The organism is Allohahella sp. A8 (assembly GCF_047946665.1).
In the GTDB taxonomy this organism is placed as follows: domain Bacteria; phylum Pseudomonadota; class Gammaproteobacteria; order Pseudomonadales; family Oleiphilaceae; genus Allohahella.
This window is the reverse complement of sequence record NZ_CP172312.1, coordinates 2,414,457-2,439,300: the sequence shown is the minus strand read 5'-3', so window position 1 is coordinate 2,439,300 and position 24,844 is coordinate 2,414,457. Positions and strand designations below refer to the sequence as shown.

Below are 24,844 nucleotides of genomic sequence, written 5' to 3'. Positions count from 1 at the left end.
CCCAAACTGGCGGCTATTCCTGATCCTGTCGTAGGTGTCGCCCGTGTCCATGTCCGTCTTCCAAAAACTCATAGCTGGCCTGTCAGGCATTACTCTATTGCTGTGCGCCAGTGTCGTGCTGGCCGCTGAGTCGGCGGTATACGTGCAGGATAGCAATGGCCAGGTGGTCATCGAAGCGGAGCAATTCCACGCCAGTAGCGCCGCGGTACTCGGTCAGAGCTGGGTGCCCCTGACTGGCAGCCGCTTCGCCGATGGCCTGGCGCTCCGGGCCGAACCCGCTGGCACCGGTAGCTATAACAGCGACTATGACACCCTGAGTGCCGGGCTAGAGTACCGCATCCGCTTCGATCAGCCTGGCAGCTACGCCATATGGATTCGTGGCGACGGCCCTGACGGTAGTTCCGACTCAGTGCACTTCGGTCTGAATGGTGAGGCCATAGCGGCCGGCAAGGCCATCACCTCATTCTACCCCAGAGGCCAGTTGGACTGGAGTCGCTACAGCCAGGCGACGGGTAAGAACGCCGTCATCACTATTCCCAGTGCCGGCGTGCACACCTTCAACGTCTGGATGCGCGAAACCGGCTTTATCATAGATCGTGTTCTACTCACCAAGAACACCGGGTACACGCCCAGTGGCGCAGGCCCTGAGGCCAGTGTGCAGCTCATTGATGGTGAGCTGCCTGATCCACAGGCAGCTATCCCCGAGTCGAACATCGCCAGTGGCCGGTATGTCGAGCCAGTTACCCTGTCGCTCAGCACCGTGTCTGCCGGCGCCAGCATCTTCTATACACTTGATGGGGCCGCACCAGATCGTGCGAGCCTCGTCTATGATGCCCCGTTCACTATCGCCACCGACACGGCCGTGAGGGCAGTGGCGGTTGGGGATGGCTTCAGCCAAAGCGATGAACTGCTACTCAGCTTCACTTTCGGCAATTCGGCACCGCAATGGCAGTCCTTGCCAGGGTCGGCGTCTGTGCAGGCTGGCCAGACGCTGGAGCTCCCTGTGCTGGCGAGCGACGCGGATAGCAGTACGGCGGCTCAGAGCCCCGCGCCGCTTATCAGCGCAGATGCCAGCCAGCTGGCGGCGCTACCTGGCACGGCAACACTGACTGATGCAGGAAATGGTCAGGCGACGCTGTCCTGGACGCCAGGCGTCGAGGCCGCTGCTGGGGTCTATACATTGACGCTGATCGCGACTGATGCGCTCGACAGCGGGATTTTTACAGCTCAGAACCTCGAGCTCAGCATTACTGAAGCCGGCAATGGCACGGAGCCACCTGCTGAGGGGCTTTCTGTTTTTCTCCAGGATCCAGCCAATTCCGGCCGAATCGTAATCGAAGCCGAAAACTTTCATCGACAGAGCGTGGCGTCGTACGGGCAGAACTGGGCACCGCTTGCCGACGCACGTTTCAGCGGCAGTGCTGCACTGCAAGCGCAACCGGCTGGTACCGGCAGCTATAACAGCAACTATGAAACCGTCAGCGCCGCGCTCGACTATCGAATTCGCTTCGCTGAAGCCGGCACGTATTACGTCTGGATTCGCGGGCAAGGTAACGATGGTAGCTCAGACTCAATCCATGTCGGGTTGAATGGAGAGCCAGTTGCTGCGGCCAAGGCCATCACCTGGTTTTCGCCAGTCGGCCAGCCGGCCTGGAGTCGCTACAGTCAGTCAACTGGCGGCAACGCGCGAATCGTGGTGCCAAGCGCCGGTGATCACACCTTGAATCTATGGATGCGTGAAACTGGCTTTATCGTCGATCGTGTATTGCTGACGCGCAGTTCGAGCTATGCACCCAGCGGTTCCGGTCCGGAGGAAACGCAGCAAATCGTAGATGGCGAAGCGCCTGCGCCTCAGGCTGCGAAGCCAGTAGCCGATGTACAGGGCGGCCAGTTCGTGAGGCCAGTGACTGTGAATCTGGTCACAACATCCGCAGCGGCAAGTATCTTCTACACGCTTGATGGCTCAGCGCCGAACGAAAACAGCCAGCGGTATTCAGCTCCCCTCGTGATCAGCAACAATTCGACGCTGCGCGCAATCGCCGATGGCGAAAACTACGCTGCTAGCAGCGAGCTCCAGGTCAGCTTCAGTTTCGGCAATGCGAGCCCGCAATGGGTGAGTGCAGTAACTACCGCAACAGTCGACGCCGCCGCGAGCCTGAACCTGTCTTTCAACGCGATTGACGCTGACAGCAGCGCGGCCGAACAGAGTCCGCCACCAGCGCTTAGCGCCAATGCGGCCCAACTTGCCGTTCTGCCAGGGACAGCCAGCTTCATCGATAACGGCAACGGGACAGCGTCGCTGAACTGGGCGCCAGGGGCTGGTGCCGCCACTGCGAACTACAGTCTCACGCTCATCGCGACGGATGCGCTTGATGCTTTAATCAGGACGGAACATACACTGACGCTGACGGTCAACGCAGCTGGTGGAAGTGGCGAGCCCACCGGGGTACAGGTCTTCGATCAGGGCAGTGCCGCGGGTGGGCTGCTGGTCATCGAAGCCGAACACTTTCACGATCAGAGCGTGGCGGTTTACGGTCACAACTGGTCTGCTGTCAGTGCATCGGCCTTCGGTGGCGGTACTGCTCTGCAGGCCGTGCCAGCTGGAACGGGCAGCTATAATAGCGACTACGAGAATGTGAGCGCGAGGCTCGACTACCGTATCCGCTTTACCGAAGCCGGCACCTACTATATCTGGATTCGCGGGCAGGGCAGCGACGGTGGCTCGGATTCTGTCCATCTGGGGCTGAATGGCATGCCGGTGGCAGCGGGCAAGGCCATCACCTCGTTTACACCATATGGTCGCCCAATCTGGAGTCGTTACAGTCAGGCGAGCGGCAGTTATGCCCGTATCAGCATTCCGAGTCCTGGCGTGCACACGCTGAATCTATGGATGCGAGAGACCGGCTTCGTGTTCGATCGGGTACTGTTAAGCAAGAGCTCAGGCTATGTGCCCAGTGGCAGTGGGCCGGCTGAAACACCGCAGATCGTCGATGGCGAAGAGCCACTGCCGCAGGCTGCTCGACCAACAGCCAATACCGACGGCGGCCAGTTCGTCAATCCTGTCAGCGTGAGCCTGAATACGACCAGCACCGCCGCAGCCATCTATTACACCCTTGATGGTAGCCAACCTACAGTAGGCAGTCAGGTCTATTCAGGGCCCATCCTGATTAGCACTAATCATACCTTACGGGCGATCGCTGGCGGTACGGGTCTAGCCACGAGCGGCGAGCTAAACCTCGAGTTCAGTTTCGCAAACGCGCGACCGCAATGGACCGATGCCATAACGGCAGCAAGCGTGGCGGCAGATTCGGATCTGAACCTTGTATTGCGAGCCGTCGATCCAGATAGTGCGACTGCCGCGCAGAGTCCGGCCCCAGTTATCGATGCAGATCTGGCTGCGCTGCCGGGCAGCGCAAGCCTGACTGACAATGGCGACGGTTCTGCACTGTTGACATGGTCCCCTGGGAGTAGCGTCAGCGAAGCGTCCTATAACCTGAGCGTCCGCGCGGTCGATGCGCTCGATAGCAGCCTCGTGACCACGCGTACACTGGTGCTCACAGTCACTGCAGCTGGTTCGGGCGGGGGCGGAGAGCCGACGCCGGTAGTGAGTCAGGCCAGCAGCTACGCCGGTATCATCACCATTGAAGCCGAAGATTTCATCCGCAAGCGAGACTCGTCAGTCGGCACCGAGTGGACAGCCGTCAGCGATGGCAACTGGTCCAACGACCGCGCCGTCCAGGCCCTGCCTTTTGGCCACGGTTACCCGCGGGATTTCACTGATACCAGTGCCCAGCTCGACTATGACATCGACTTCAGCCAGACCGGTGACTACTACATCTGGATCCGAGCGGAAGCGAGAAACGGTTCCTCCGACTCGGTTCATCTGGGTCTGAACGGCGTACCCGGTGCAGACAGCTCACCAATCAGCTACTTCGAGCCCTTCGGGCAGATGAACTGGTCGAACAAGCAGTTCATTACTTACAAGCGCGCCGTGCTTACAGTTTCCCAGATTGGTCGACATACGCTGAATATCTGGATGCGCGAGTCTGGCATGGTCATCGACAAGCTCCTGCTAACGCGTGATGCTGCGTTCACGCCATCGGGTAATGGGCCGGAAGCAACGCCGCGGGCAGGGGCAACTGCTCGAGCCATTGTGCACGATGAGACTGCGGCAACATGGAATTTTAGCGGCAGCAACCAGGCTACAAGACTCGCAGCCCAGGTTGGCGGTACAAGTTTCAGTTGTACCGATTGTCCAGCTGCAGTCACCGGACTTATCGGTCAGGCACTCGACTTCAATGGACAGTCCACGTCGCTGGTGGACACAGGTATCGACCTGCGTGGGACTGCTGCATCGAAGGGCTTGAACCTGAGCATGGTGTTACGTACCGCTTGTGGTGGGGCAGACGAAATCCTCACTCTGGGCAACACCAATACGGGCTCACTGGTCATGCAATGTGAGAGTGGCAGCTTGACGGCGACGCTCAGCTCGACTTCAGCAGCGCCAGTTACACTTTCAGCTGCAGCTGATCTCAACGACGGCCTCTGGCATCTGCTCAGCCTCGATGTCGACGGCTTCGCTGGTGTATTGCGGCTCTCAGTGGACGGCGTGCAGGTCGGTCTGGTGCCGGTAGATACGGCCGCTATGTCAGCAGCGCTTGCTGGGCTATCTTCAGGCAGTGTGCCGCTAAGGCTGGGTGGCTCTGATGCGACGGGCTTCTTTGCTGGTCAGATCGACGAAGTGTCGGTTCACACTCGCGTCCAGCGCAGGGACGAGCTCGCCCGTCTCGTCACCGACCTGACGACCGGCCTGAAGCGTGGCCTGGCGCAGTGCGAGACACCGGTACGCATCATGCCCCTAGGTGACAGCATCACTGAGGGTGCCAATGGGTCTGCCACTACATTCTGGGGTACCTATCGGCCAGCGCTGTTCAATCTGCTGACGAACACGGGTTATCAGGTCGACTTCGTCGGCGGACAGACCGGACAGGAGGCCGGTACGCACGACAAGGCTCATGAAGGCTGGTCCGGTATCACACCGCTGGCAGTCTCGGAGCGCCTTTTGAGCTGGCTGCAGATGAACCCGCCGGCGCTGGTCCTGACCCACCTGGGTACCAACCGTTTCGACGTGCCGAGCATGCAGCGAATTTTCGACAGGATGGATCAGTTTGATGCCAAGGTACCCATGGTGGTCGGGAGGATTATCAATCGCCAGACCTATGATGCGGCCACCTCCGAGTTTAATCGGATGCTTGCTGAAGCCGTCGTTCAGCGACAGCAGGCCGGGGATAACCTGTTCCTGGTCGACCACGAGCCAGTGCTTGACTACGCCAGTGATATGTTCGATGCGGTGCATGCCAATGCGGCAGGCTCCAAGAAAATGGCATTGGTCTGGTTTGAAGCCTTGCAGAAAATCCTGCCGCGCTGCACGGCAGGAGCGCCGCTATTGGAGCCGGCGCCGCAAGTCATCGCAGCAGGTTCGGCACTGGACTACGAAGTGCCAGTGACCGGTCATCCCATCGGCCGGTTCAGCCTCGTGTCCGGACCAGAGGGCGCGACGATTGATCCGGCTACAGGTCGAGTGAGGTGGTCGGCTCAGTCGTCTGGGAGCCATAGCTTTGTAATACGCACCGTGAATTCGTCAGGCTCGGATGAGGCGGCCTTTGCAGTGACGGTTCAGTGACGGAGCCTGTGAGCAGGGTAAGCGAGTGGTGCCGCTTTAGATGACGACGAATGCAGGAGGTCGTTATTGTAAAGGCTATTGATAACTATTCTCATTAGCATTAAGATTGCCGGAATTTCATGATCCTGAATTTCCGCCATCTGCTATGGAGTAGTTATCTTGTCGTCCCATTCGTCAATGCCTGAAAAAGGGCATCATGCTGCACCTGCCGGTCGACAGCTGAGCCTCGGATTTACCAGTTTATCGGCGCTCCTGCTGATCTCCTCTATGCCATCACATGCCGAAGCCCCTGAGGCTGCCGCGGCTACTGCAGGCGAAATCGTACTCTCGCCAATGTCTGTGACCGGTGAATTCGAGCAGTCGCCAACCGGCCCGGTAGAAGGCTACGTCGCCAAGCGCAGCCTCACTGCCACCAAGACCAACACCGCCATCGCAGACACCGCCCAGTCCATCTCGGTTGTGACTGCAGATCAAATGCGTGATCAGGGTGTGCAAAGCGTTCAGGATGCGCTGCGCTACACCGCTGGTGTTCGTGCCGAGCCCTTCGGCCTGGACAGCCGGGGAGACTGGAGCAAGATCCGAGGCATCGAACCGGTGATTTTCCAGGATGGCATGCAGCAGTCTTTTGGCTACTACGCCAGCGTCCGGCCAGATCCCTTCACACTCGAACGCATAGAAGTGCTCAAAGGTCCGGCATCGGTGTTGTATGGCCAGGGATCGGTAGGCGGGCTGGTCAATCTTGTAAGCAAGCGGCCGCTTTCAGAACGGCAGGGTGAGGTTCAGCTCCAGTATGGGAGCTTCGACCGCCGCCAGATCGGCCTCGATGTGGCGGGAGCGGTGGATGAGGGCGAAACGCTGCTGGTGCGAGCAGTTGCCGTCCTTCGCGAAAGCGATACCCAGGTGGACCAGGTGGCCGATGATCGTTTGCTGTTCATGCCATCATTGACCTGGCGTCCAAACGACTCACTGGAGTGGACCTTGCTCGCTAACGTGCAGAGCGACGAATCCGGATCGACCACGTAGTTCCTCCCCCACGCGGGCACCGTCTATCCTGCGCCCGGCGGCCTGCCGGAAATCCCAATCGATGTCCTCATGAGCGAGCCTGGCTTCGATGCCTACGACACCGATCAGAAAGCGCTGACTTCCTTGCTGACCTACAGGATTGACGACACCTGGACCTTGCGGCAGAACCTGAGATACGCCAAGAGCGAAGTCGACTATCGTACCCTGTATCCGGCCTTTCCACCTGAGCTGCAGCCAAACGGCGATATCGCGCGGGTGATCTGGGTCGCCGAGCCCGAGCTTGAGGCGCTGACGGCTGATCATCAGGCCCAGGCCATCATTCACAGTGGTGCCATCGAGCACACCGTGTTGGCAGGTCTCGACTATCAGCATGCAGTAACCAATAGGCGCACCGCCTATGTAGGCGATGGCGGCATCCTGAACCTCTATAATCCGGTGTACGGCAACTTCACCCCGCCGGCCGCAGCTGATTTCAGTGATGATCCGGAAAATACCATCGAACAGCTCGGCGTATATGCGCAACATCAGATGAATATCTCAGACCGATGGTTCACGACCTTGGGTTTGAGAAGTGACCGCGCCAGTACCGAGGTTGAAGGTGAGCGTGATCAGAAGGATGATGCCATCACGCTCAAGGCGGGCCTGCTCTACAAGACGGAGTTGGGCTTGTCGCCTTACATCAGCTACGCCGAATCCTTCCTGCCTGAGGTTGGACTTAACGCGAGGGGCAATGCATACAAGCCGCTGGAAGGTGAGCAGGTGGAAGTCGGGGTGAAATACCAGCCGGACGGCAGTGCCAGCTTCGCTTCGATAGCGCTCTATACCCTGCGGGAGCAGAACAGACTGGTCCCTGATCCTGTGAATCCGACAGGGCAGATCCAGGCCGGAGAAGCACAGGCACAGGGTATCGAGCTCGAAGGCCTGTGGGTGCTGACGCCGAACTGGGACCTCATCTCGTCTTATGCCTTTACTGCCACTGAGGTCACTGAAGGTACCCCAGGCGTTGACGAAGGCGCGAGACTGCCGAGCGTCGCCGAGCATCTGGCCTCAGTGTGGAGCCAGCATCGCTTTGCAGTTGGTGGTCTGGCCGGCTTTAGCGCCGGTGCTGGCGTGCGTTATGTCGGCGCGAGCTACGATGGCGAGGATAAGGTGAAAACGCCTGATTACACACTGGTCGATGCCATGATCGGCTATGAGACGCGTGACTGGCAGTTTGCGCTCAACGGCACGAACCTCGCCGACAAGACCTATTATACGACCTGTCTGGCGAGGGGCGACTGCTTCGTCGGTACCAAGCGAACGGTCGTAGCCAGCGTCGGATATCGTTTCTGATGGCTATCAATCGTCGACGCTGGTTCAAGGTGCACGGTCTGCTCGCGCTGCCAGTGTGGCTGCTGTTCGCCTTCGTCTGCTTTACAGGCACCATCGCGGTGATTAGCCATGAACTGACCTGGCTGACGAATCCCGCGGCACGGGCATCGAATCCTGCCGACCTGCCTGTGCGCCCGCTGCATGAGCTGGTCGACGCGGTGAAAGCAGAGGTGCCCGATGCTGCTGTCAGCAACGTGATGCTAATGGAGCCCTACCTGGTGGCAGCCGTCAGCTTTAGCTCAGCTAATTTCCCGGTGGCACTGGCCTACGTCAATCCGTACACCGCGGACGTGCAGATGATCAATGACGGGCTGACCTTCATCGGCTTCATGCGCTCGCTTCACGGCTGGCTGCTGTTTCCGTGGTATCACAGCTACAGCATTGGCTATTACCTCGTAGGTGCCATGTCGCTGGTGACACTGGGTGCTCTCATCACCGGCGCGGTCGTTTACAAGCGATTCTGGCGAGCTTATACCAGGCCAGTGTTCCGACTCGGACGGGGCCTGCGGGTGGCCCTGGGCGACTTTCATCGGCTCGCAGGGGCCTGGTCACTCTGGTTTCTCCTGTTGATGGGTCTCACAGGTCTGTGGTACCTCGTACAAGGCATACTGTGGCACAACGAAGTCGAGATCGAGACAGCAGTGACGCCGGTGCCGCTGAGCGATGTACCGCTGCTGAGCGACGAAGACTCAACAGTGCCCCGGCCAGTTTCACTGGAGGCTGCGCTGGCGCAGGCAAGACACGCCCTGCCATCAATTCAACCGGCCTGGGTTTCTTTGCCCGAGCATGCACGCGACCACTTCATGATTGCTGGTGCTGGCGATAGCCTGTTCCATGACCAATATGCCTACGGCGCGAGTGTCAACCAGTGGACGGGTGAAATCTCGAGCCTACGGCGGCCCGAAACCATGAATGTGCTGCAGACGCTCACGCATATCGCAGACCCTTTGCATTACGGCACTATTGGCGGTCTCTGGACTAAAGTGATCTGGTTTGTGTTCGGTCTGCTGCTATCAACAATGGCGCTGAGCGGGTTCATGATCTGGACCAGACGAACCGTTCGTGGTGTCCAGGGCGGTGCAGTATGAGGGCCAAACAAGGGGGCAGACCACGCCGATACTGGTTGTACTGGCTGAACAGCCTGATCCTGCTGCTTCCCGTCTGGTATCTGTACGACGCGATGACACCGGTTTTTCCGTCCGAGTGGCCGGAGCAGACACTGGGGCCGATTACTGCTGCGCCTACGCCCGTAAACGATGAGCCGCCTTACTGGCATCATGGCGAGCTGGTCAAGGATTTCGGTATTCGTCTATGCGAAGGCTGTCTGTCCCGGGTCAGGCTGGCGCGGCTGAGCGTGAGTAAACGCCCGCCTGAACCAGACGCCGATGTGAGTGGCATTCTTCACGGTCACAGTGACATGCAGGAAGTCCACGTACCGTATCTTCAGCCTCCGGAGCAGGCCGATCTTCTCTGGTTGACGGTACAGACCTGGAGCGGAGAAACATACAGTACATCATGGCGAATCGATTGACCTGATCGTTCACTGGCATGCCCGACCTGCGCCGCTCTCTGTGCTACTCTTGCAACAGGGATGGCCAGGATCAGGGCCCAGTTGGGGGGAAGTCGGGTGACATGGTAGTTTTCAGTTTGTTGATACTGAGCGGTATGTGTGTCATGGCTGCAGTGCTACACGGCCTGGCAGCATTGCGCCGGCCTTTCGATCGGACACAATCTATTTTTGCCGGTATGTGCCTTGCCATTGTCGGCTACGGTATTTCGCAGGTCGTCTGTTTTACCGCGAACGATGTGCCGACTTACCTGGCCGGCCTGAAGTCCAACTTCCTCAGTATTTGTATCTTTATTCCGCTCTACGGCTACTTCATTCGTTGTTATACCGGAAAAGGCTCACTTAAGGTGCTGCACGTCGTCAGTCTGTGCTTTGCGGGACTTGCCGTTCTGAATTTTTGGCAGACCAACAGCCTGCAATTCGATTCGGCCATACGGCTCCAACAGTTTAAGTTACCGTGGTCCGAGTCAGTGACACTGGCCACCGGCAAAATCAGTCTCGCTCTCCAGTTTGGCATACTGCTCGTTGTGGGCGTGTTGTCCTACGGAGTTTACGCTCTGGTCAGCGTCTGGCAGCGCGATCATTCGGGCACCGTGGCAGCCATGTTGCTCGCAGGTATCCTGTTTCTGATGTCTACAGTGCAAGGGGGACTGGTTCGCCTGGGTCTGCTGGATTTCATTCACCTCCCACCGTTTGTCTTCATGCTCATGCCAGTGATCATGGGAACCGCACTTGATAGAGAGTCGACTCGGCGCCTCCGAGCCTCCGAGCGCCGGTTCAGGTCTCTGGTCGAGCAATCACCCTTCAGCATCCAGGTACTCACGCCTCAGGGCGAAACCATTCAGGTGAATCGTGCCTGGGAGCAGTTGTGGGGACTGGCGCCCGAAGACATGGTTGGCTACAGCTTGCTCGAAGACCCTCAGTTGACCGAGAAGGGTGCAATGCCCTATCTCCGCAGAGGCTTTGGAGGCGAAGCAACCGAGGTGCCCGCGCTGGTATACAACCCGGCGGACGATCCGCAATTAAAGGGGCCTCCACGAGATCGTTGGGTTGGGGCCTATGTCTATCCCATCAAGGATGGGGACGGGCGGATCAGCGATGTGATTCTGGTGCATCAGGATGTTACCGATAAAAAGCGAACCGATGACGCGATTCAGCTGGTTGCGGCAGCGGTCTCATCATCTGCCAATGATGAATTCTTCGAGCAACTTGTCATCAATCTTGCCCTGGTCTTTGGCGCCAGCGATGCCTTCATAGCGGTGAAAGACCCAAAACTTGAACACGCACTCAGGACGCTCGCTTATTCGGCCAACGGACGGGTGGTCGGCGAACGACTCATACCGCTTATCGGGTCGGCCGCTGGAGAAGTGCTCAGGCAAGGCAAGGAAATGTGTATCCATGATGTTCAGCGCAGGTTTCCCCAGGATAGTCTCCTTTCCGACCTGGGCGCTGTCGACTTCGTCGCCACGCCCTTGCGGGGCTCGAAGGGTGAGGTGCTGGGCCTGCTCGCGCTCAGCGATACGAGGCCGCTGACCCATATCGAACAGAACATGAGGATTCTGGAGATTTTTGCGGCCCGCGTGGCGTCCGAACTGCAGCGGCAACAGGCCGAAGCCCACATTCGTCATATGGCCTACCACGATTATCTCACCGGCTTGCCCAACCGTGCCCAGCTTCATGAGTGGCTTTCGGGTGTGGGGGGCGTCGACTCCGCTGAACAGAATCTACCTAAGAACGCACTTCTGCTCATCGACCTCGACCATTTCAAGACTATAAACGACGCCCTGGGTCATGAGGTCGGCGACGAGCTGCTAAAGGCCGTAGCCAATCGCCTTCAGACCATTGTCGCTTCGGAAGCCAGACTTGCACGATTGGGGGGAGATGAATTCGTCATCATGCTCTCTTCTGATACCGACATTCAAAGCCGGGCGTTCGCCATGGCCGCGCGAGTAATGGCAGGTTTGTCGCAGCTGTTGGATGTTGGCGAGCGGAGCTTCAGCGTTGGCGCAAGTATCGGTGTGGCGCTGTTTCCCACTGAAGGCGGTACGGAAGCAGACATTCTGCGACATGCCGATCTGGCACTCTATGAGGCCAAGAAGTCCGGCCGGGGTGCGGTCAATCTATTTAAAGCGTCGCTGCAGACAGCTGTGGCCAACCGGCTTCAGCTCGAAGAGGGTTTGAGAAACGCGCTGGGTAATCAGGAGCTGAAGCTGCGCTTCCAGCCGCAGCTTGGCCGTCGGGAAGGTGTCGCCGGCGCTGAGGTCCTGCTGCGCTGGAAGCATCCGCAGCTCGGTTATGTTCCACCTGTCGATTTCATTCCGGTGGCGGAGGAAACCGGTGGTATCCACGCCATAGGCAGTTGGGTATTGAACGAAGCTTGCCGCCATCTCAGCGATTGGGTTCGTGCGGCTGTGCCATTCGACGGCCACTTGTCGATCAATGTCAGTGCCTGGCAGTTTTCGCGACCCGACTTCGTAGAGCAGGTTCGTGACGCGCTGCTCGAGCATGCTGTGCCGCCACATCGGCTCATGCTGGAGTTGACGGAATCAGCACTGCTGTACGATCTGCAGGAAACGATCGAGAAACTCCAGGCCTTGCGCAGCCACGGCGTCGGCGTGGCGCTGGACGATTTCGGCACAGGCTATTCTTCACTCGCCTACCTGCGCGACCTGCCGCTGGACCAGCTCAAGATCGACAAATCATTTATCGCTGAACTCGGCGACGAAACTGAACATCCGCTGGTGGAATCTATCATCGACATCGGTCGCAATATGGGACTGGTCGTGATGGCAGAAGGCGTGGAAACCGAGGCCCATTGTCAGCGTCTCATCGAACTGGGTTGCGAATACTTTCAGGGCTATTTTTTCGCACGGCCACTGACGGAAGAGGACTTCTTGAGCTGGCTCGATGAGGGTCATGTTGTCGCACCAGTTTAAGCGGCGCTGCCATCATGATCGTGAGCGGCCGCAAAAGACGCCACAATCTTGATGGCAAGCCAGGCAGCGCTCTGCTACATTCTCGCCGAATTTACCTCCACCCGGGAAAGCGTAAAATGAGTCAGTTCGACAACGTTAGTGTGATGAAGAAAGCCAATGTGTATTTCGACGGTAAGGTTATCAGCCACACCGTCCTGTTCGAAGATGGCGAAAAGAAGACCCTCGGCGTTATGCTGCCGGGTGAATATCGTTTTGGCACCGAGCAGCGCGAGAACATGGCAATTCAGGCCGGTCAGGTCGAGGTCAAGATGCCGGACGCGTCGACCTGGGTGACTTACAAGGCTGGCGAAGCATTCGACGTGCCCGCGAACTCTGCATTCAATATCAAGGTTCTGGTAATCACTGACTACTGCTGTTCCTACTACGCGGATTAGCCTGGGCGTATCATTACGGAATCTGTGCCAGTAGCTCAGGCTGACCCCAGCCCACGAGCCTGGCATTCGATTTCTCCAGATAGATCGACCAGAATTTCTTGAGGCTCTCCAGCACAGGCCTGGTGCGGTATACGCCTTGTGGAGAGTAGGCGGCGCCGATGATGAAGATCTCGGCCTCCTGCCAGTCGCTCAGGGCGCCGGAAGCTACCGTAGTCTTCATTGCCGCCGCGACATCCAGCTGAACCAGCTCACCATTCCGATAGAAACTGGCGGTCGAGGAATTCTCGAGCATGTCCGATACCAGCAGAACCACCCGCCGTTTGGCTGTCGATCTGGCTATGACGTTGGCGCCGAACTCAGCCAGCGAGGCGGCCACCTCCGTTCGTGGCAGGCTATCGTCGCCGCCGTTGAGCGCTGTCTTGAGCGCCATATCAATGTGCCGTCTAACGACTTCGCCCTGTCTGGCCATGCAGCGATCGAATTTTCGCAGTGATGTCAGGCTGGTGTGGTAACGAGTGTCGTCGTCGAGTAGTGCATCGGTAGCGCCGCTCAAGGGCATCGAAGCATAGTGGCTCTGCGCATAGGCGCTGAAGGTCAACAGCGTGATGCGGTCGCCTGGCTGAAGGAACTCGTGCACTGTCGCGTGAACATGCCGTTTGAGTGCGACGTCGAGTCTGACAGTCTGATCGACGATTACGAACAGCTCACGCTGGTATAACGTGGGCTCAGCCGATGACTCGCTCAGCAGATCACGACATGAATTGAAGTCGTTCCTTGCATCGGCGCTGACCTGAAGGCTGACCAGCAGTAGAAGGCAGACCCAAACTTTGTTCACGGTCTGGGCCTGCCTTTGCGGAAGGGAAGCTTGTTTTGCAGCATGTCAGATTCAGCGTTCTCGGAAAGCTCGCTCGCCGAAAACTGACGGGTTCGGTGCTTGAGCAGAGCAGACACCGTGCGTTCCCGGCTCCAGCCGAAACGTGTCATCCAGGAGACGATCTCTGCCTCGTCCAGCAGTATGCTATCAGGCTGATTGGCTGCGTTTGCGCCGGAGCCGGGCGCCTGCACGATCTGCAGTCCGCCCCTGGCCGGGGCTTCCTGGCTGGTGGCACTATCTTCAGGTCTGTATCCCGGGCGAGGCAGGGTCTCACGCTCGAGCCATTTCTCAAAGGTCCGCTCGCCAGCCTGCTGTAATCGTAGCAATAGATCTGGCGCCGCACCCTGGGCTTCAGCGCGCTTGAGCATGGTGGTCTGCAGGTGCTCCAGCGCTGCCTGTGCGGCCATCAGGACATTCGTACGCTTCGCCTCGTGGAATTCAAGGAAGTGCTGACGCGTTCTGAAACGGCCAATGCTTGCCCGGGCGGTCGCCGCCTCTCGTGCCGCGAAGCCGGTTCGGTAGCCCATGATGATGCTGAGGATCTGTAAAAATATGAAAATGACTGCCAGCACGAGAAAAGTCCCCCAGCCGGCTTTCAGATCGGCGAGCCGACTCTCGTCATCAAGTCGTGAGTCGATAGCGCGTTGCTCACTCTGGAGCTCTGCTGGCAGGTAGAACTCGGCGTAGAGATCGGTGGATGTCGTAACTGGTGAAGGTTCGACTCGCTGCTGTTCCAGATTATCCTGCTCGAGCACCTGGCCGCGAACGTAGGTGGCGCCAACGGCGATAAGCGTCACCATGATTACTGTAGCTATGGTGATGCGATGACTCGGCATGATATCAGCGTTGGTTGGCACCCGATTCAGCAGCTGGCACCAGGCAGGCTCATGGTTATCGGCATCTTCATTGGCCAGTGAGACCTGTGTGTTGGGCTCTAGCTGTTCCGCACTCGCGCCACTCTGGCGAAACCAGATGCGGATCTTCTTTACCAGATCGTTGTGGTGCAGCTCGTGTCCACTGTAATGGGTCATGTATACCAGTAGCACTGAGACCAGTAAGGCAATGCCTACGGCACCCTGCTGTTTGAGCGCTTCGCTGGCGCCAGGCAGGGTGTAGCCGGCCAACACATAGGAAAAGCCGATAGCTTCGAGAAAAACCATGACGGCAATGACGCCCCAGCCCATGATGCTGAGCCGCTGACGACCGAGCTCCTGGCACTTGCGCAGGTAGCTGACGCTCTGATCGTAGCTGCTGATCCGCCTGTCCAGGTCTATAGCAAAAGGCCTGAAGGCTCGACAAAGCGCCTGTTCGGCCCGAAACCAGCCGCTGGCGGAATCCTGGTTTAGCTGTTTCGATAGTCGAGCCAAAAGGCCGACGATCGGCAGGTGAATCCGTAACTTTAGCCAGGCAAAGGCGAACGTTTTGCTGAAGTGAATCAGCATCAGCAGGAATAGCAGCCCAGCCGCAAATGAAAGCGGTACCGTATAGGTGTGGATGAAGAGTACGAGTTCCGTGGAAAGATTCATTGCTGCCATGCCTTTGCGCTCGCCGACATGAGACGTCGGAATTCAAGAGTTTTGGTATAGAGAGTGCCGTCCTTGCTGAAATAGAGCCGGCTGCCCCGGGCCTCTGCCTGCGAGTGCTTTGCCATCAGGATATCGATGCACTTCAGAGCGGAATCTGTCCTGAAATGAGCCGTCAGGAGCAGGCCCTTGCTCGTTTCCAGTGCATGCAGGTTCAGCATATCTTCGCTCAGAAGCGTAATGCCGGCCGCGTCGTAGAGACTGAGCCGGGGCTGGCCAACGGCGGCCAGGTTATCTCGTAGCACCCGAAGATCACGGAGCGCAAAGAGCTGATTTTCGCTGCGACTGATCCATACGCTGCCGTTCAGCCCGGGCCAATAACTCGAAAGGGATGGCTCGAACAAATGGTGGAAGGCTGAAGACGGAACGCTGGCAGTTTCTGTTGCGCTAGCGCGATAGCAGGGCTGAACGGGGAACGCCGCACCGGCATTCGATGGGCTGGTCTGCGGCGAGGACATCACATAGGGCACGATCTGCCCGTCAATGGGGAGCAGGTTTGTGGCAGAGGCTGCGATTTCTGCTTCCGAGGCGAGACTGTATTGGCTGGCGATAAGCAGTAGTGCGATAAAACACGTTTTCACGCTGCCATCCATCGGATTTAGCAGCCGCTGTTTCTGGTAGAGTTCACTGCCGGCGCCTGAGAATTGATCAGCCGATACTATACAGTGAAGCCTCAGGCAGGAGAGCCAGAGGCCTTATGATTTTGCAATTGTTTACAATTCGAACGGGTCGCCTTAGCGGACCTTGACGCGATAGCTGAGCGCTTCGAGCAAGGCGGTCAGCTTGCCACGCTGGTCGCCCTGCATTTCAATCGTCCAGTCCTTTACGCTGCCACCGACGCCGCACTGCTTCTTCATCTGTTTTGCCAGCTTGTCCAGCGCACTGCGGTCGAGGCCAAGGCCTTTGACGATCGTCACGCCCTTACCCTTGCGCCCCTTGGTGTCGAGCGAGAGGAGAACGAAGTCCGCAGCTGGCGGGGGCGTCTCGCCACAGGCGCACTGCTCCAGAGGCTGCTCACATTCAGGGCACATACGCCCTTGATCGGTGCTATAGACCAGTCTTGAATTCTTTGACATCACTTGGCTTTCTGACGACTATCGGACCGCAGATTCTAACATAGTAAATTTCTGTCGTGCTTAAGGAAAACTGATGACGAACAGCGGGCTGGCCATGAATGCGGCCATTGTGAAATCTGGTTCCAGCGCCACGCCAGTGCCAGCCGAACCCGAACTGGTCGAAAGGAGCTGGCTGGCCGAATTGCATATGCGCTACAGGCCAGATCGCAGCGGCCGGAAAACCGTAGCCGATCTGCTTTCGGTATGCGGGCCACTTAAAGTGCAGCGCGGCTTCTATCCTGAAATGCCAGCGAAGGCCGACCGGCTGCCTCCCGCAGTTTGTCATAGCTACATTTTGCACCCGCCCGGCGGTATCGTCAGCGGCGACCGGTTGGCAATCAATATCACTGTCGCACACGATGCCCGAGCGCTTATCACCACGACCTCGGCCACCAGAATCTACCGTGTAGACGAGCGGCAGGTGCCTCAGCGACAGAAGCTGAAGCTTGAAGTGGCAAGTGGTGCCACGCTCGAATGGCTACCGCTGGAGAACATCTTCTTTGCCGGAAGCAGGGCGGACTTCGATACCGAAATCATTCTTCACGAAGGATCCGCTCTGTTCTACCGGGAGATTAGCTGTCTTGGTCGACCAGCAAGCGGTATTCCCTTCGACGAGTCTGCACATAGTTTCCTGCGGCAGAGGCTGCGACTGATGACAGCCGAAGGCAGCCCCATCCACGAGGAGCGGATCGCCATCCATTCGGACAATATGCGGAATCGGGCTCAAATGGGCGAATTCAGCGTCACTGGAAGCCTACTGGTACACGGTTTCCAGTCGGCCCAGCTCGACAGCTTTACTGGCGCGGTTCATGCAAGTCTACTCGATGAGCTTCGAGGGACTATTGATGCAGCTTTCCCGGATAGCACTGCCTGCCTTGCGTTAACGAGCAAACCTGGCCTGCTCATTTGTCGATATCTGGGGCACGAAAGCGGTGAAGCGACTGCCTTGTTTGATCTGATGTGGCATCAGCTCCGGCCGCGTCTGCTCGGCTGTGTAGCAGTGCCGCCGCGAATATGGGCAACGTGACTCCGGTTGCACCAAAATGAGGCTCTCGCACCGTTTAAGTGCATGAATGATCAGGCTTTTGGTCTTTTCTGCGTATCGTATGGTCACCGGTGGATTGTTTCTGGTCAGGGTCTGCATGACTTGATAATGTTCGCTTTTGCTGGTCCCCAGTCCGGGCCAAAACGTCATCAGGAAGTTCTAAATGGATCTCAGTCCCCGAGAAAAAGACAAGCTGCTTGTTTTCACTGCCGCGCTACTGGCGGAACGTCGCAAGGCCAGGGGGCTGAAACTGAACTACCCGGAGGCAATCGCTTATCTGAGTGCAGCCATCATGGAGGGGGCACGCGATGGCAGGACGGTGGCAGAGCTGATGAGTTACGGTCAAACCCTGTTGAGTGTCGATGATGTCATGGATGGCATTGCTGACATGATCCACGACGTTCAGGTGGAGGCGACCTTTCCGGACGGCACGAAGCTGGTGACCGTTCATGATCCCATCCGCTAGTTTCAAGCCTTTGCGTCCAGGCCAGCTCAGGAGCTTTTTATGATACCGGGAGAGTACCGCCTTGCCGAGGGCGACATCGTGCTGAATGAAGGCCGAAAAACCTGCATCGTCAGTGTAATCAATCATGGCGACCGACCCGTTCAGATTGGTTCCCATTATCATTTCTTCGAAGCAAACCCTGCTCTGGATTTCGACCGTGCCAAAGCGCGGGGTATGCGCCCCAATCTTCCCGCTGGTACGGCCATTCGATTCGAGCCAGGTCAGAGACGTGAGGTAGAACTGGTCGAATACGCGGGCAAGCTCGAAATCTACGGCTTCCGCGGCGATATTATGGGAGCGCTCTAGATGACACGATCCGTTTCCAGACAAGGCTACGCCGAGATGTTCGGTCCCACCACAGGTGACTGCGTCAGGTTGGCTGATACCGAGCTCTGGGCCAGGGTCGAGCAGGACTTCACCTGCTATGGCGACGAGGTCAAGTTCGGCGGCGGCAAAGTTATCAGGGATGGACAGGGACAAAGTCAGCTAACGAGCAACTATGTGGCTGATACCGTGATCACCAACGCGCTCATCATCGATCACTGGGGCATCGTCAAGGCGGATATCGGTATCAAGGCTGGTCGCATCAGCGGCATCGGCAAGGCCGGGAATCCTGATACCCAGACTGGTGTCACCATCGCTATCGGTGCGGGAACTGAAATAATCGCCGGTGAAGGTCAGATCGTGACAGCTGGTGCCATCGACGCGCATATTCATTTCATCTGTCCGCAACAGATCGAAGAAGCCCTGATGTCCGGAATCACGACCATGCTTGGTGGCGGAACCGGTCCTGCCACCGGTACGAAAGCCACGACCTGTACGCCGGGTCCCTGGCATATCAGCAGAATGCTGCAGGCGGCCGAAGCTTTTCCGATGAACTTTGGTTTCCTCGGCAAGGGCAATGCGAGCCTGCCAGAGCCGCTGGTCGAGCAGCTGCAGGCTGGCGCATGCGGACTCAAGCTGCACGAAGATTGGGGGACGACGCCAGCCTCTATCGATAACTGTCTCGACGTAGCTGAACGGCATGACGTACAGGTGGCCATCCACACCGACACGCTGAACGAGTCGGGCTTCGTGGAAGACACCATCAAGGCCATCGGTGATCGCTGTATCCATACCTACCACACAGAAGGTGCGGGTGGCGGCCACGCACCGGATATCATCAAGATCGCTGGCCTTTCGAACATACTACCGTCGTCGACCAACCCCACGCGGCCTTACACCATCAACACCATCGATGAACATCTCGATATGCTAATGGTCTGTCACCATCTGGATCCTGCTATTCCTGAGGATGTTGCCTTCGCTGATTCGAGGATTCGCAAGGAGACTATTGCCGCTGAAGACATTTTGCACGATCTCGGCGTGTTCTCCATGATCTCGTCGGATTCTCAGGCGATGGGCCGGGTCGGCGAGGTGATCAGTCGTACCTGGCAGACGGCGCACAAGATGAAGGTCCAGTGCGGAGAGCTGAAAGCAGACGAGGGCTCCGGCGCCGACAATATGCGAATCAGGCGTTATATTGCCAAGTATACGATCAATCCCGCCATCACCCACGGTATCGCTCACGAGGTTGGATCGGTAGAGGTAGGCAAGCTCGCTGATCTGGTTGTATGGCGACCCGCGTTTTTTGGCGTCAAACCGAGCCTGATCGTCAAGGGCGGAATGATTGCCGGCGCGGCGATGGGTGATCCCAATGCGTCGATTCCGACACCGCAGCCCGTGCACTACCGCCCGATGTTCGGCAGCTTTGGGGGCGCAATCGCGGCGACATCATTGACATTCGTAAGCCAGCTTTCACTCGAATCGGACCTCGCCAAGCGTTTGAAGCTGAACAAGACCTTGTCGGCTTGCAAGCGGGTACGGCAGTTGCGCAAGTCCGACATGATACTCAATGACGCGACACCACGGATCGAGGTCGATGCCCAAACCTATGAGGTCAGGGCCGACGGCGTGCTGCTGACCTGCGAGCCAGCAAGCGAGTTGCCGCTGGCGCAGCGATATTTCCTCTTTTAGCAGTTGATTAGCGAGAGCAGCGTGATGAAGACACTTCAGCAGATCCAGGAAAGCCGCCCTGCCAGCGATACCTTGCAGCTTGATTATGGCCAGCGGCAGAAGTGCCGCCTGCGTGCGGTCACCGATGCCGGTGTCGAGGTGGGCCTATTCACCCAACGTGGCACAGTGTTGGCTGGAGGCGAGCGCTTCGCCGACGAGGAAGGCTATGTGGTCGAAATCATTCCAAGGCCGGAACAGGTCATCGAGGCGACTACAGCGAACATGCATCTGCTCGCTCGCTGCTGCTACCACCTCGGCAATCGACATGTGCCCTTGCAGGTCGGGCACGGTTGGCTCAGGCTCGCACCTGACCATGTGCTGCAGGACATGGTAGAGCGTCTTGGTCTGTCGACAGCGCTGGTCGAGAAGCCGTTTCATCCAGAGTCTGGCGCTTATTCTGCCCATTCAGCCGCTGATGGGGACGCTCGCTCTCATCATAGCCACGACCACGACCACGACCACGACCACGACCACGACCACGACCATAGCCATAGCCATGGGCACGCCCACCGGTGACAGCGCGCTTCGCCATGATGTATCTCGCCAGTCCGGCACTGCCTGTTGGCGGCTTCGCCTGGTCCCAGGGGCTGGAAAGCGCTATTGAACTTGGCTGGGTCAAGGATCGGCAGACGCTTGCAGACTGGCTGTCGGCCACGCTGGAAGATGGGCTCGCGAGGCTGGATCTGCCTGTCATACACATTGCAACGCGGCTCATGCTGAAGCATGCGGTTCCGGCCAGTGATGATGCCATCGGCGCACTGGCTCCTCTCGAGCAGCTTCTCACCACCTGTGGTGTCGAACTGCTGATGCTTTCAGCGCGCGTGCTTGCCCTGCGCGAGACCAGTGAGCTGCTCGCTGAGGATCGCCAGCTCGCCGGTACTTTGGCGCGCCTGCTGAGCCAGAATGCCGATCAGGATAACAGTGATGCGGCTGATGGACTCAGGGCACACCGCGCACCTCGGGTTGGTCTGTCGAACGAACTTGCTGGCTTTGCCTGGCCCGTCCTGTTTGCAGTGAGTGGTCGACTGTGGTGCATGTCCGCTGCTGAGTGCGTCAGTGCCTTTGTCTGGAGTTGGCTGGAGAACCAGGTGAGCGCAGCGCAGAAAACCATCCCGCTCGGACAGACAGATGCGCAATCAGTCCTGCAGTTCTTTCTTCCGCGTCTCGATGACATCGTGAATCGAAGCGCCTCGATAGATGTCGATGACTTGGGCGGCGGCCTGCCAGGGATGGCGCTCGCGAGCATGCTGCATGAAACACAATACACCAGGCTGTTCAGAAGCTGATATCCACGGAGAATACGAAGATGACATCATCCTGTCTTAGAGTCGGCGTTGGCGGGCCAGTTGGGTCGGGCAAGACGGCACTTGTGAAACAACTCTGCCTGGCACTGCGTGACCGCTACAATCTCGCTGTCGTCACCAACGATATCTACACCAGGGAAGATGCAGAGTTTCTGCTGCGTCACGAAGCCCTGTCGAGTGACCGTATTCTCGGCGTCGAAACAGGCGGCTGTCCACATACAGCCATTCGCGAAGATGCTTCGATGAATCTTGCGGCCGTCGAATCGCTGCAGCAGAGACATGCTGGTCTCGAGCTGGTGTTCGTCGAAAGCGGTGGCGATAACCTGAGTGCGACGTTCAGTCCTGAACTATCAGATCTCACGATCTATGTCATCGATGTCTGCGCCGGCGACAAGATTCCTCGCAAGGGTGGTCCGGGTATTACCAAATCTGACTTGCTGGTCATCAACAAGACCGAGCTTGCGCCTCATGTGGGGGCCTCGCTGGAGGTGATGGAGCGCGATACCTTGCGCGTTCGTGGAAGCAAACCATTTATCTTCGCCAACGTACTCAAGAATGACGGTGTTGCTGAAATAGCGGATTTCATCATTCACCACGGCATGCTGGAGAAACGAGAAGCGGGGTAACTGACTGGGCCAGTCAATTGATAAAACAGATTTCGTAGCGGCGGACTATGAGCGTTTCCGCGCTCAGCTGCTCGAGGATCTGAACGAATTCAGAGCTATTCTCGATCGTCCCGGTTTTGGCGCTGGTCCTGCGAGCTTTGGCGCAGAAGTCGAATTATATCTCGTCGACCAGGATGCCCAGGTAGTACATGCCAATGAGGCCATTCGTGAGGCCTCGGGTGATCCCGGGCTGACGCTTGAGCTCAACCGCTTCAATCTCGAATATAATCTCGAACCTGTCCCCGCGCGGGGCAGCCCGTTCGCCAGTATCGAGAAGACGCTTCAGGAGACTTTGCTCCGGCTCGACAGGAATGCTGCGAGCTGCGGGGCAGGAATTGTGCCGATTGGCATTCTGCCAACCCTGACCACCAGTCAGCTGGGCCCGCAGGCGATGACCGATCTCCCGCGTTACCACGCGCTTTCGGATGCGCTGAGGCAGCGACGAGGTGAAGACTTCGCCATACATATCAAAGGTGCCGAGACGCTCGACCTGCGCTGGGGTGATGTGACGCTTGAGGGTGCCAATACCTCTTTTCAGTTTCATTATCGTGTCGAGCCGACCGATTTCCGCGATGTCTGGAATACGGCTTCTCTGCTAACGCCACTGATGACGGCCCTCGCTGCAAATTCACCGCTTCTGTTCGGCAAGCGTCTCTGGCAGGAAACGCGAATCCCGCTGTTCGAGCAATCCGTCGATAGCAGGGTGGCCCACACCTTCCGAGCGCGTCTGCCACCACGCGTCGGCTTTGGCAACGGATGGCTCCGCGAGGGCATTCATGAGCTATTCGTAGAGGGGGCCTATCTGTTTCCACCGCTGATGCCGGTGATGCCGGAGACGACAGCGCCCGGTGAGCTCAGCGCGATGAGACTACATCAGGGGTCGATCTGGTCATGGAACCGACCGATATACGATCCCGCTGATGGCGGCCATGTCAGAATCGAGCTGCGCGCGCTGCCAGCGGGGCCGACCTGCGCCGACATGTGCGCGAATGCTGCAATCTTTGTCGGTCTCATCGAGGCGATGAAGCCTTACATCAATACCATCATTCCGGGTCTGCCTTTCCGATACGCTGCCGAGAATTTCTACAACGCGGCACATCACGGTCTGGACGCGATCATGCTCTGGCCAGACATCGACAGCAGGACCCTCAGGGAGCGAACGGTGGTGGACATCCTTGAAGAATTGCTGCCTATGGTGTCGGGCGGTCTTGCGGGGCTGGACGTGGCTACCAGCGATATCAGCAGGGCAGTGAGCATAGCCGGTGACACGCTGGCCAGTGGGCAGAATGGCAGTCGCTGGCTGCTGGGGAGTCTGGCGAAGCTGACTGCAGCGGGTACCGAACGTTCGGAGGCCTTGCGAGTTCTGGTCAATGAATACCGTACTCGCGCCTTGAGTAATACGCCGGTCGCGCGCTGGGATATCCTGTGACTACACCTGCCGGTTTACCCTCGCTGACACTGTCGCAGGCCCGGGCGCTGTTGGCAGAGGCAGAATCACAGCCGGTCGAGCAGGCATACAAGGCAGTCGCTGAGGCAGATGGCGATGCGGTGCTGCGTCGGGAGCGGGCGATCGCTGCGCGCTTCCTGCGTCTGCTGCCAGGGCCGTGCATGCTGCATCTGAATGACGAGAACGGCGAGTCGCCATCGGGCTCGTCCGGGTTGCCCACTGCTGCATCCAGACGCCTCGTCATCACCTTGCTTCACGGCAACGAACCATCAGGGCTGCTTGCCCTGTTGCGTCTGCTTCGAATGAACCTGCAGATACACGGCAGCGTTGCCTGCATTATCGCGAATCCAGCTGCCGCTTTGCATGAACAGCCGTTCCATCATCGCTTCCTGCCCGGGCGCCGTGACCTCAACCGGTGTTTCTTCAGCCCGAACGGTGTAACGAAGGCAGGCGCGGTGCCAGTAGATGACGATTTCGCTCTGGCTGAAGCCATCCTGGCGAGTATTCGAGAATATGCGCCAGATAGCCTTGTCGACATTCACAATACCTCCGGGAAGGGGCCCGCCTTCGCCGTTTCAGTGTGTGACGATGTGTGTCACAAGGCCCTCACGGCGCTCTGGACCTGCGATATGATCGTGACAGATCTTCGTCTGGGTGCTTTGATGGAGCTCAGTGAGCGCTCCGTTCCCACCGTGACGATCGAATGTGGCGGTGTCGGCGACAGCAATGCCGTGCTGATTGCCTGCGAGGGGCTGCGACGGTATTGTCAGATTCCGGGACAGCGTGCTCTGGAGCCCGATGCCGGCGCGGAGCAGGCCATGCAGACCAGGGTCTTTCGCAATCCAATGCGGCTGCAACTCGAAGCCTCTACTGCCATCGCGTATTGCGACGCCGTTGACTACCACCAGAACGAGCGGATCGCGGTGGACCTCGGTGAGGATATCGTGCTGGCAGAAGATGCCGACTCACTGAACTTCGGTGCAGTCGGCCCTGATACGGTTATCGCGAGGATGCGACCTGAAGCTGTCGGAAAACTTTCGGTAAAAAGTCATATTGGGGTGGCCAGCGTCACAGACTATTTCGGACTTCGGGGTTACGATCTGGTAACAAAGCACAGTACACGCTTCTTTATGATGACTACACGAGCAGATATAGCCCTCAGTGACTGTCTCTGCTATTTCATAGCCAACGAATGATCCGAACGCATGGTTGACCGCTTGAGCCCAGACAGGTACAA

21 protein-coding genes are annotated in these 24,844 nt (G+C 58.1%); 16 read left to right on the top strand and 5 right to left on the bottom strand.

The window, feature by feature from the left end; genetic code table 11:
• Window positions 1-49 precede the first annotated feature (49 nt).
• The 7 genes from ACH3PB_RS10935 (at window position 50) to ACH3PB_RS10905 (ending at window position 13,014) form a co-directional block, all read left to right on the top strand.
• On the top strand, window positions 50-5,683 hold the full coding sequence (locus ACH3PB_RS10935) for a chitobiase/beta-hexosaminidase C-terminal domain-containing protein (RefSeq protein ID WP_416399446.1): 5,634 nt from the start codon (window positions 50-52) through the stop codon (window positions 5,681-5,683).
• Window positions 5,684-5,842: 159 nt separating this feature from the next.
• Complete coding sequence (locus ACH3PB_RS10930) at window positions 5,843-6,706, top strand: TonB-dependent siderophore receptor (protein ID WP_416394773.1); 864 nt, start codon at window positions 5,843-5,845, stop codon at window positions 6,704-6,706.
• Between the two features lie 69 nt (window positions 6,707-6,775).
• Window positions 6,776-8,038 carry a TonB-dependent siderophore receptor gene (locus ACH3PB_RS10925; protein WP_416394771.1) on the top strand — a complete coding sequence of 421 codons (1,263 nt, stop codon included), beginning with the start codon at window positions 6,776-6,778 and terminating at the stop codon, window positions 8,036-8,038.
• The gene (locus tag ACH3PB_RS10920) at window positions 8,038-9,165 is read left to right on the top strand and encodes a PepSY-associated TM helix domain-containing protein (RefSeq protein WP_416394769.1); all 1,128 of its coding nucleotides are present in this window, start codon (window positions 8,038-8,040) and stop codon (window positions 9,163-9,165) included. Before ACH3PB_RS10925 ends, ACH3PB_RS10920 begins: the two co-directional genes overlap by 1 nt.
• Window positions 9,162-9,608: a hypothetical protein gene (locus ACH3PB_RS10915; RefSeq protein WP_416394767.1), complete on the top strand. Its 447-nt coding sequence runs from the start codon at window positions 9,162-9,164 to the stop codon at window positions 9,606-9,608. The genes ACH3PB_RS10920 and ACH3PB_RS10915 overlap by 4 nt, the downstream gene beginning before the upstream one ends.
• A 101-nt stretch (window positions 9,609-9,709) precedes the next feature.
• Entirely contained in the window at window positions 9,710-12,580 is a 2,871-nt protein-coding gene (locus tag ACH3PB_RS10910) for an EAL domain-containing protein (protein WP_416394765.1), read from the top strand.
• Window positions 12,581-12,696: 116 nt separating this feature from the next.
• On the top strand, window positions 12,697-13,014 hold the full coding sequence (locus tag ACH3PB_RS10905) for a pyrimidine/purine nucleoside phosphorylase (protein WP_416394763.1): 318 nt from the start codon (window positions 12,697-12,699) through the stop codon (window positions 13,012-13,014).
• Between the two features lie 13 nt (window positions 13,015-13,027).
• Here ACH3PB_RS10905 and ACH3PB_RS10900 read toward each other — a convergent pair whose 3' ends face one another.
• The 4 genes from ACH3PB_RS10900 to ACH3PB_RS10885 all read right to left on the bottom strand — a co-directional run bounded on the left by ACH3PB_RS10900 (window position 13,028) and on the right by ACH3PB_RS10885 (window position 16,547).
• A complete protein-coding gene (locus ACH3PB_RS10900; protein WP_416394761.1) occupies window positions 13,028-13,849 on the bottom strand; it encodes a hypothetical protein in 822 nt (273 codons plus the stop codon).
• Window positions 13,846-15,414 carry a hypothetical protein gene (locus ACH3PB_RS10895; protein WP_416394760.1) on the bottom strand — a complete coding sequence of 523 codons (1,569 nt, stop codon included), beginning with the start codon at window positions 15,412-15,414 and terminating at the stop codon, window positions 13,846-13,848. Before ACH3PB_RS10895 ends, ACH3PB_RS10900 begins: the two co-directional genes overlap by 4 nt.
• Window positions 15,411-16,052, bottom strand: a complete 642-nt coding sequence (locus ACH3PB_RS10890) for a hypothetical protein (RefSeq protein WP_416394758.1) — start codon at window positions 16,050-16,052, stop codon at window positions 15,411-15,413. Before ACH3PB_RS10890 ends, ACH3PB_RS10895 begins: the two co-directional genes overlap by 4 nt.
• 153 nt (window positions 16,053-16,205) lie before the next feature.
• Complete coding sequence (locus ACH3PB_RS10885) at window positions 16,206-16,547, bottom strand: translation initiation factor (RefSeq protein ID WP_416394756.1); 342 nt, start codon at window positions 16,545-16,547, stop codon at window positions 16,206-16,208.
• A 73-nt stretch (window positions 16,548-16,620) separates the two neighbouring features.
• On the opposite strand from ACH3PB_RS10885, the gene ACH3PB_RS10880 reads away from it, so the two are divergent.
• The 7 genes from ACH3PB_RS10880 to ureG all read left to right on the top strand — a co-directional run bounded on the left by ACH3PB_RS10880 (window position 16,621) and on the right by ureG (window position 22,121).
• Window positions 16,621-17,613 carry an urease accessory protein UreD gene (locus tag ACH3PB_RS10880; protein ID WP_416394754.1) on the top strand — a complete coding sequence of 331 codons (993 nt, stop codon included), beginning with the start codon at window positions 16,621-16,623 and terminating at the stop codon, window positions 17,611-17,613.
• Between the two features lie 181 nt (window positions 17,614-17,794).
• Window positions 17,795-18,097, top strand: coding sequence for an urease subunit gamma (ureA, locus tag ACH3PB_RS10875; RefSeq protein WP_416394752.1), 303 nt, complete (start codon window positions 17,795-17,797; stop codon window positions 18,095-18,097).
• 39 nt (window positions 18,098-18,136) lie between these two features.
• On the top strand, window positions 18,137-18,442 hold the full coding sequence (locus tag ACH3PB_RS10870) for an urease subunit beta (RefSeq protein WP_416394750.1): 306 nt from the start codon (window positions 18,137-18,139) through the stop codon (window positions 18,440-18,442).
• Window positions 18,443-20,152 carry an urease subunit alpha gene (ureC, locus tag ACH3PB_RS10865; protein WP_416394748.1) on the top strand — a complete coding sequence of 570 codons (1,710 nt, stop codon included), beginning with the start codon at window positions 18,443-18,445 and terminating at the stop codon, window positions 20,150-20,152.
• 24 nt (window positions 20,153-20,176) lie between these two features.
• A complete protein-coding gene (gene ureE, locus ACH3PB_RS10860) occupies window positions 20,177-20,707 on the top strand; it encodes an urease accessory protein UreE (RefSeq protein ID WP_416394746.1) in 531 nt (176 codons plus the stop codon).
• A complete protein-coding gene (locus ACH3PB_RS10855) occupies window positions 20,704-21,477 on the top strand; it encodes an urease accessory protein UreF (RefSeq protein WP_416394744.1) in 774 nt (257 codons plus the stop codon). Before ureE ends, ACH3PB_RS10855 begins: the two co-directional genes overlap by 4 nt.
• Window positions 21,478-21,497: 20 nt before the next feature.
• A complete protein-coding gene (ureG, locus tag ACH3PB_RS10850) occupies window positions 21,498-22,121 on the top strand; it encodes an urease accessory protein UreG (RefSeq protein WP_416394742.1) in 624 nt (207 codons plus the stop codon).
• A 154-nt stretch (window positions 22,122-22,275) separates the two neighbouring features.
• Here ureG and ACH3PB_RS10845 read toward each other — a convergent pair whose 3' ends face one another.
• Entirely contained in the window at window positions 22,276-22,704 is a 429-nt protein-coding gene (locus ACH3PB_RS10845; protein ID WP_416394740.1) for a hypothetical protein, read from the bottom strand.
• Between ACH3PB_RS10845 and ACH3PB_RS10840 the strand changes: the two genes are divergently transcribed.
• Both ACH3PB_RS10840 and ACH3PB_RS10835 read left to right on the top strand, forming a co-directional pair.
• Window positions 22,666-23,589 (top strand): glutamate-cysteine ligase family protein, encoded by a 924-nt coding sequence (locus ACH3PB_RS10840; protein ID WP_416394738.1) that lies wholly within the window; start codon window positions 22,666-22,668, stop codon window positions 23,587-23,589. The genes ACH3PB_RS10845 and ACH3PB_RS10840 overlap by 39 nt on opposite strands.
• Window positions 23,586-24,803 (top strand): succinylglutamate desuccinylase/aspartoacylase domain-containing protein, encoded by a 1,218-nt coding sequence (locus ACH3PB_RS10835; RefSeq protein WP_416394736.1) that lies wholly within the window; start codon window positions 23,586-23,588, stop codon window positions 24,801-24,803. The genes ACH3PB_RS10840 and ACH3PB_RS10835 overlap by 4 nt, the downstream gene beginning before the upstream one ends.
• Window positions 24,804-24,844 lie beyond the last annotated feature (41 nt).

What these genes read in the sequence shown, in the direction of transcription:
- ACH3PB_RS10910 (WP_416394765.1), top strand. Translation starts at nt 9,710, where the DNA reads ATGGTAGTTTTCAGTTTGTTGATACTGAGCGGTATGTGTGTCATGGCT.
- ureG (WP_416394742.1), top strand. Translation starts at nt 21,498, where the DNA reads ATGACATCATCCTGTCTTAGAGTCGGCGTTGGCGGGCCAGTTGGGTCG.
- ureE (WP_416394746.1), top strand. Translation starts at nt 20,177, where the DNA reads ATGAAGACACTTCAGCAGATCCAGGAAAGCCGCCCTGCCAGCGATACC.
- ACH3PB_RS10880 (WP_416394754.1), top strand. Translation starts at nt 16,621, where the DNA reads ATGACGAACAGCGGGCTGGCCATGAATGCGGCCATTGTGAAATCTGGT.
- ACH3PB_RS10895 (WP_416394760.1), bottom strand. Translation starts at nt 15,414, where the DNA reads ATGAATCTTTCCACGGAACTCGTACTCTTCATCCACACCTATACGGTA.
- ACH3PB_RS10870 (WP_416394750.1), top strand. Translation starts at nt 18,137, where the DNA reads ATGATACCGGGAGAGTACCGCCTTGCCGAGGGCGACATCGTGCTGAAT.
- ACH3PB_RS10905 (WP_416394763.1), top strand. Translation starts at nt 12,697, where the DNA reads ATGAGTCAGTTCGACAACGTTAGTGTGATGAAGAAAGCCAATGTGTAT.
- ureC (WP_416394748.1), top strand. Translation starts at nt 18,443, where the DNA reads ATGACACGATCCGTTTCCAGACAAGGCTACGCCGAGATGTTCGGTCCC.
- ureA (WP_416394752.1), top strand. Translation starts at nt 17,795, where the DNA reads ATGGATCTCAGTCCCCGAGAAAAAGACAAGCTGCTTGTTTTCACTGCC.
- ACH3PB_RS10845 (WP_416394740.1), bottom strand. Translation starts at nt 22,704, where the DNA reads ATGAAACTGAAAAGAGGTATTGGCACCCTCAAGCGTCACATCACCCCA.
- ACH3PB_RS10915 (WP_416394767.1), top strand. Translation starts at nt 9,162, where the DNA reads ATGAGGGCCAAACAAGGGGGCAGACCACGCCGATACTGGTTGTACTGG.
- ACH3PB_RS10920 (WP_416394769.1), top strand. Translation starts at nt 8,038, where the DNA reads ATGGCTATCAATCGTCGACGCTGGTTCAAGGTGCACGGTCTGCTCGCG.
- ACH3PB_RS10925 (WP_416394771.1), top strand. Translation starts at nt 6,776, where the DNA reads ATGAGCGAGCCTGGCTTCGATGCCTACGACACCGATCAGAAAGCGCTG.
- ACH3PB_RS10935 (WP_416399446.1), top strand. Translation starts at nt 50, where the DNA reads ATGTCCGTCTTCCAAAAACTCATAGCTGGCCTGTCAGGCATTACTCTA.
- ACH3PB_RS10885 (WP_416394756.1), bottom strand. Translation starts at nt 16,547, where the DNA reads ATGTCAAAGAATTCAAGACTGGTCTATAGCACCGATCAAGGGCGTATG.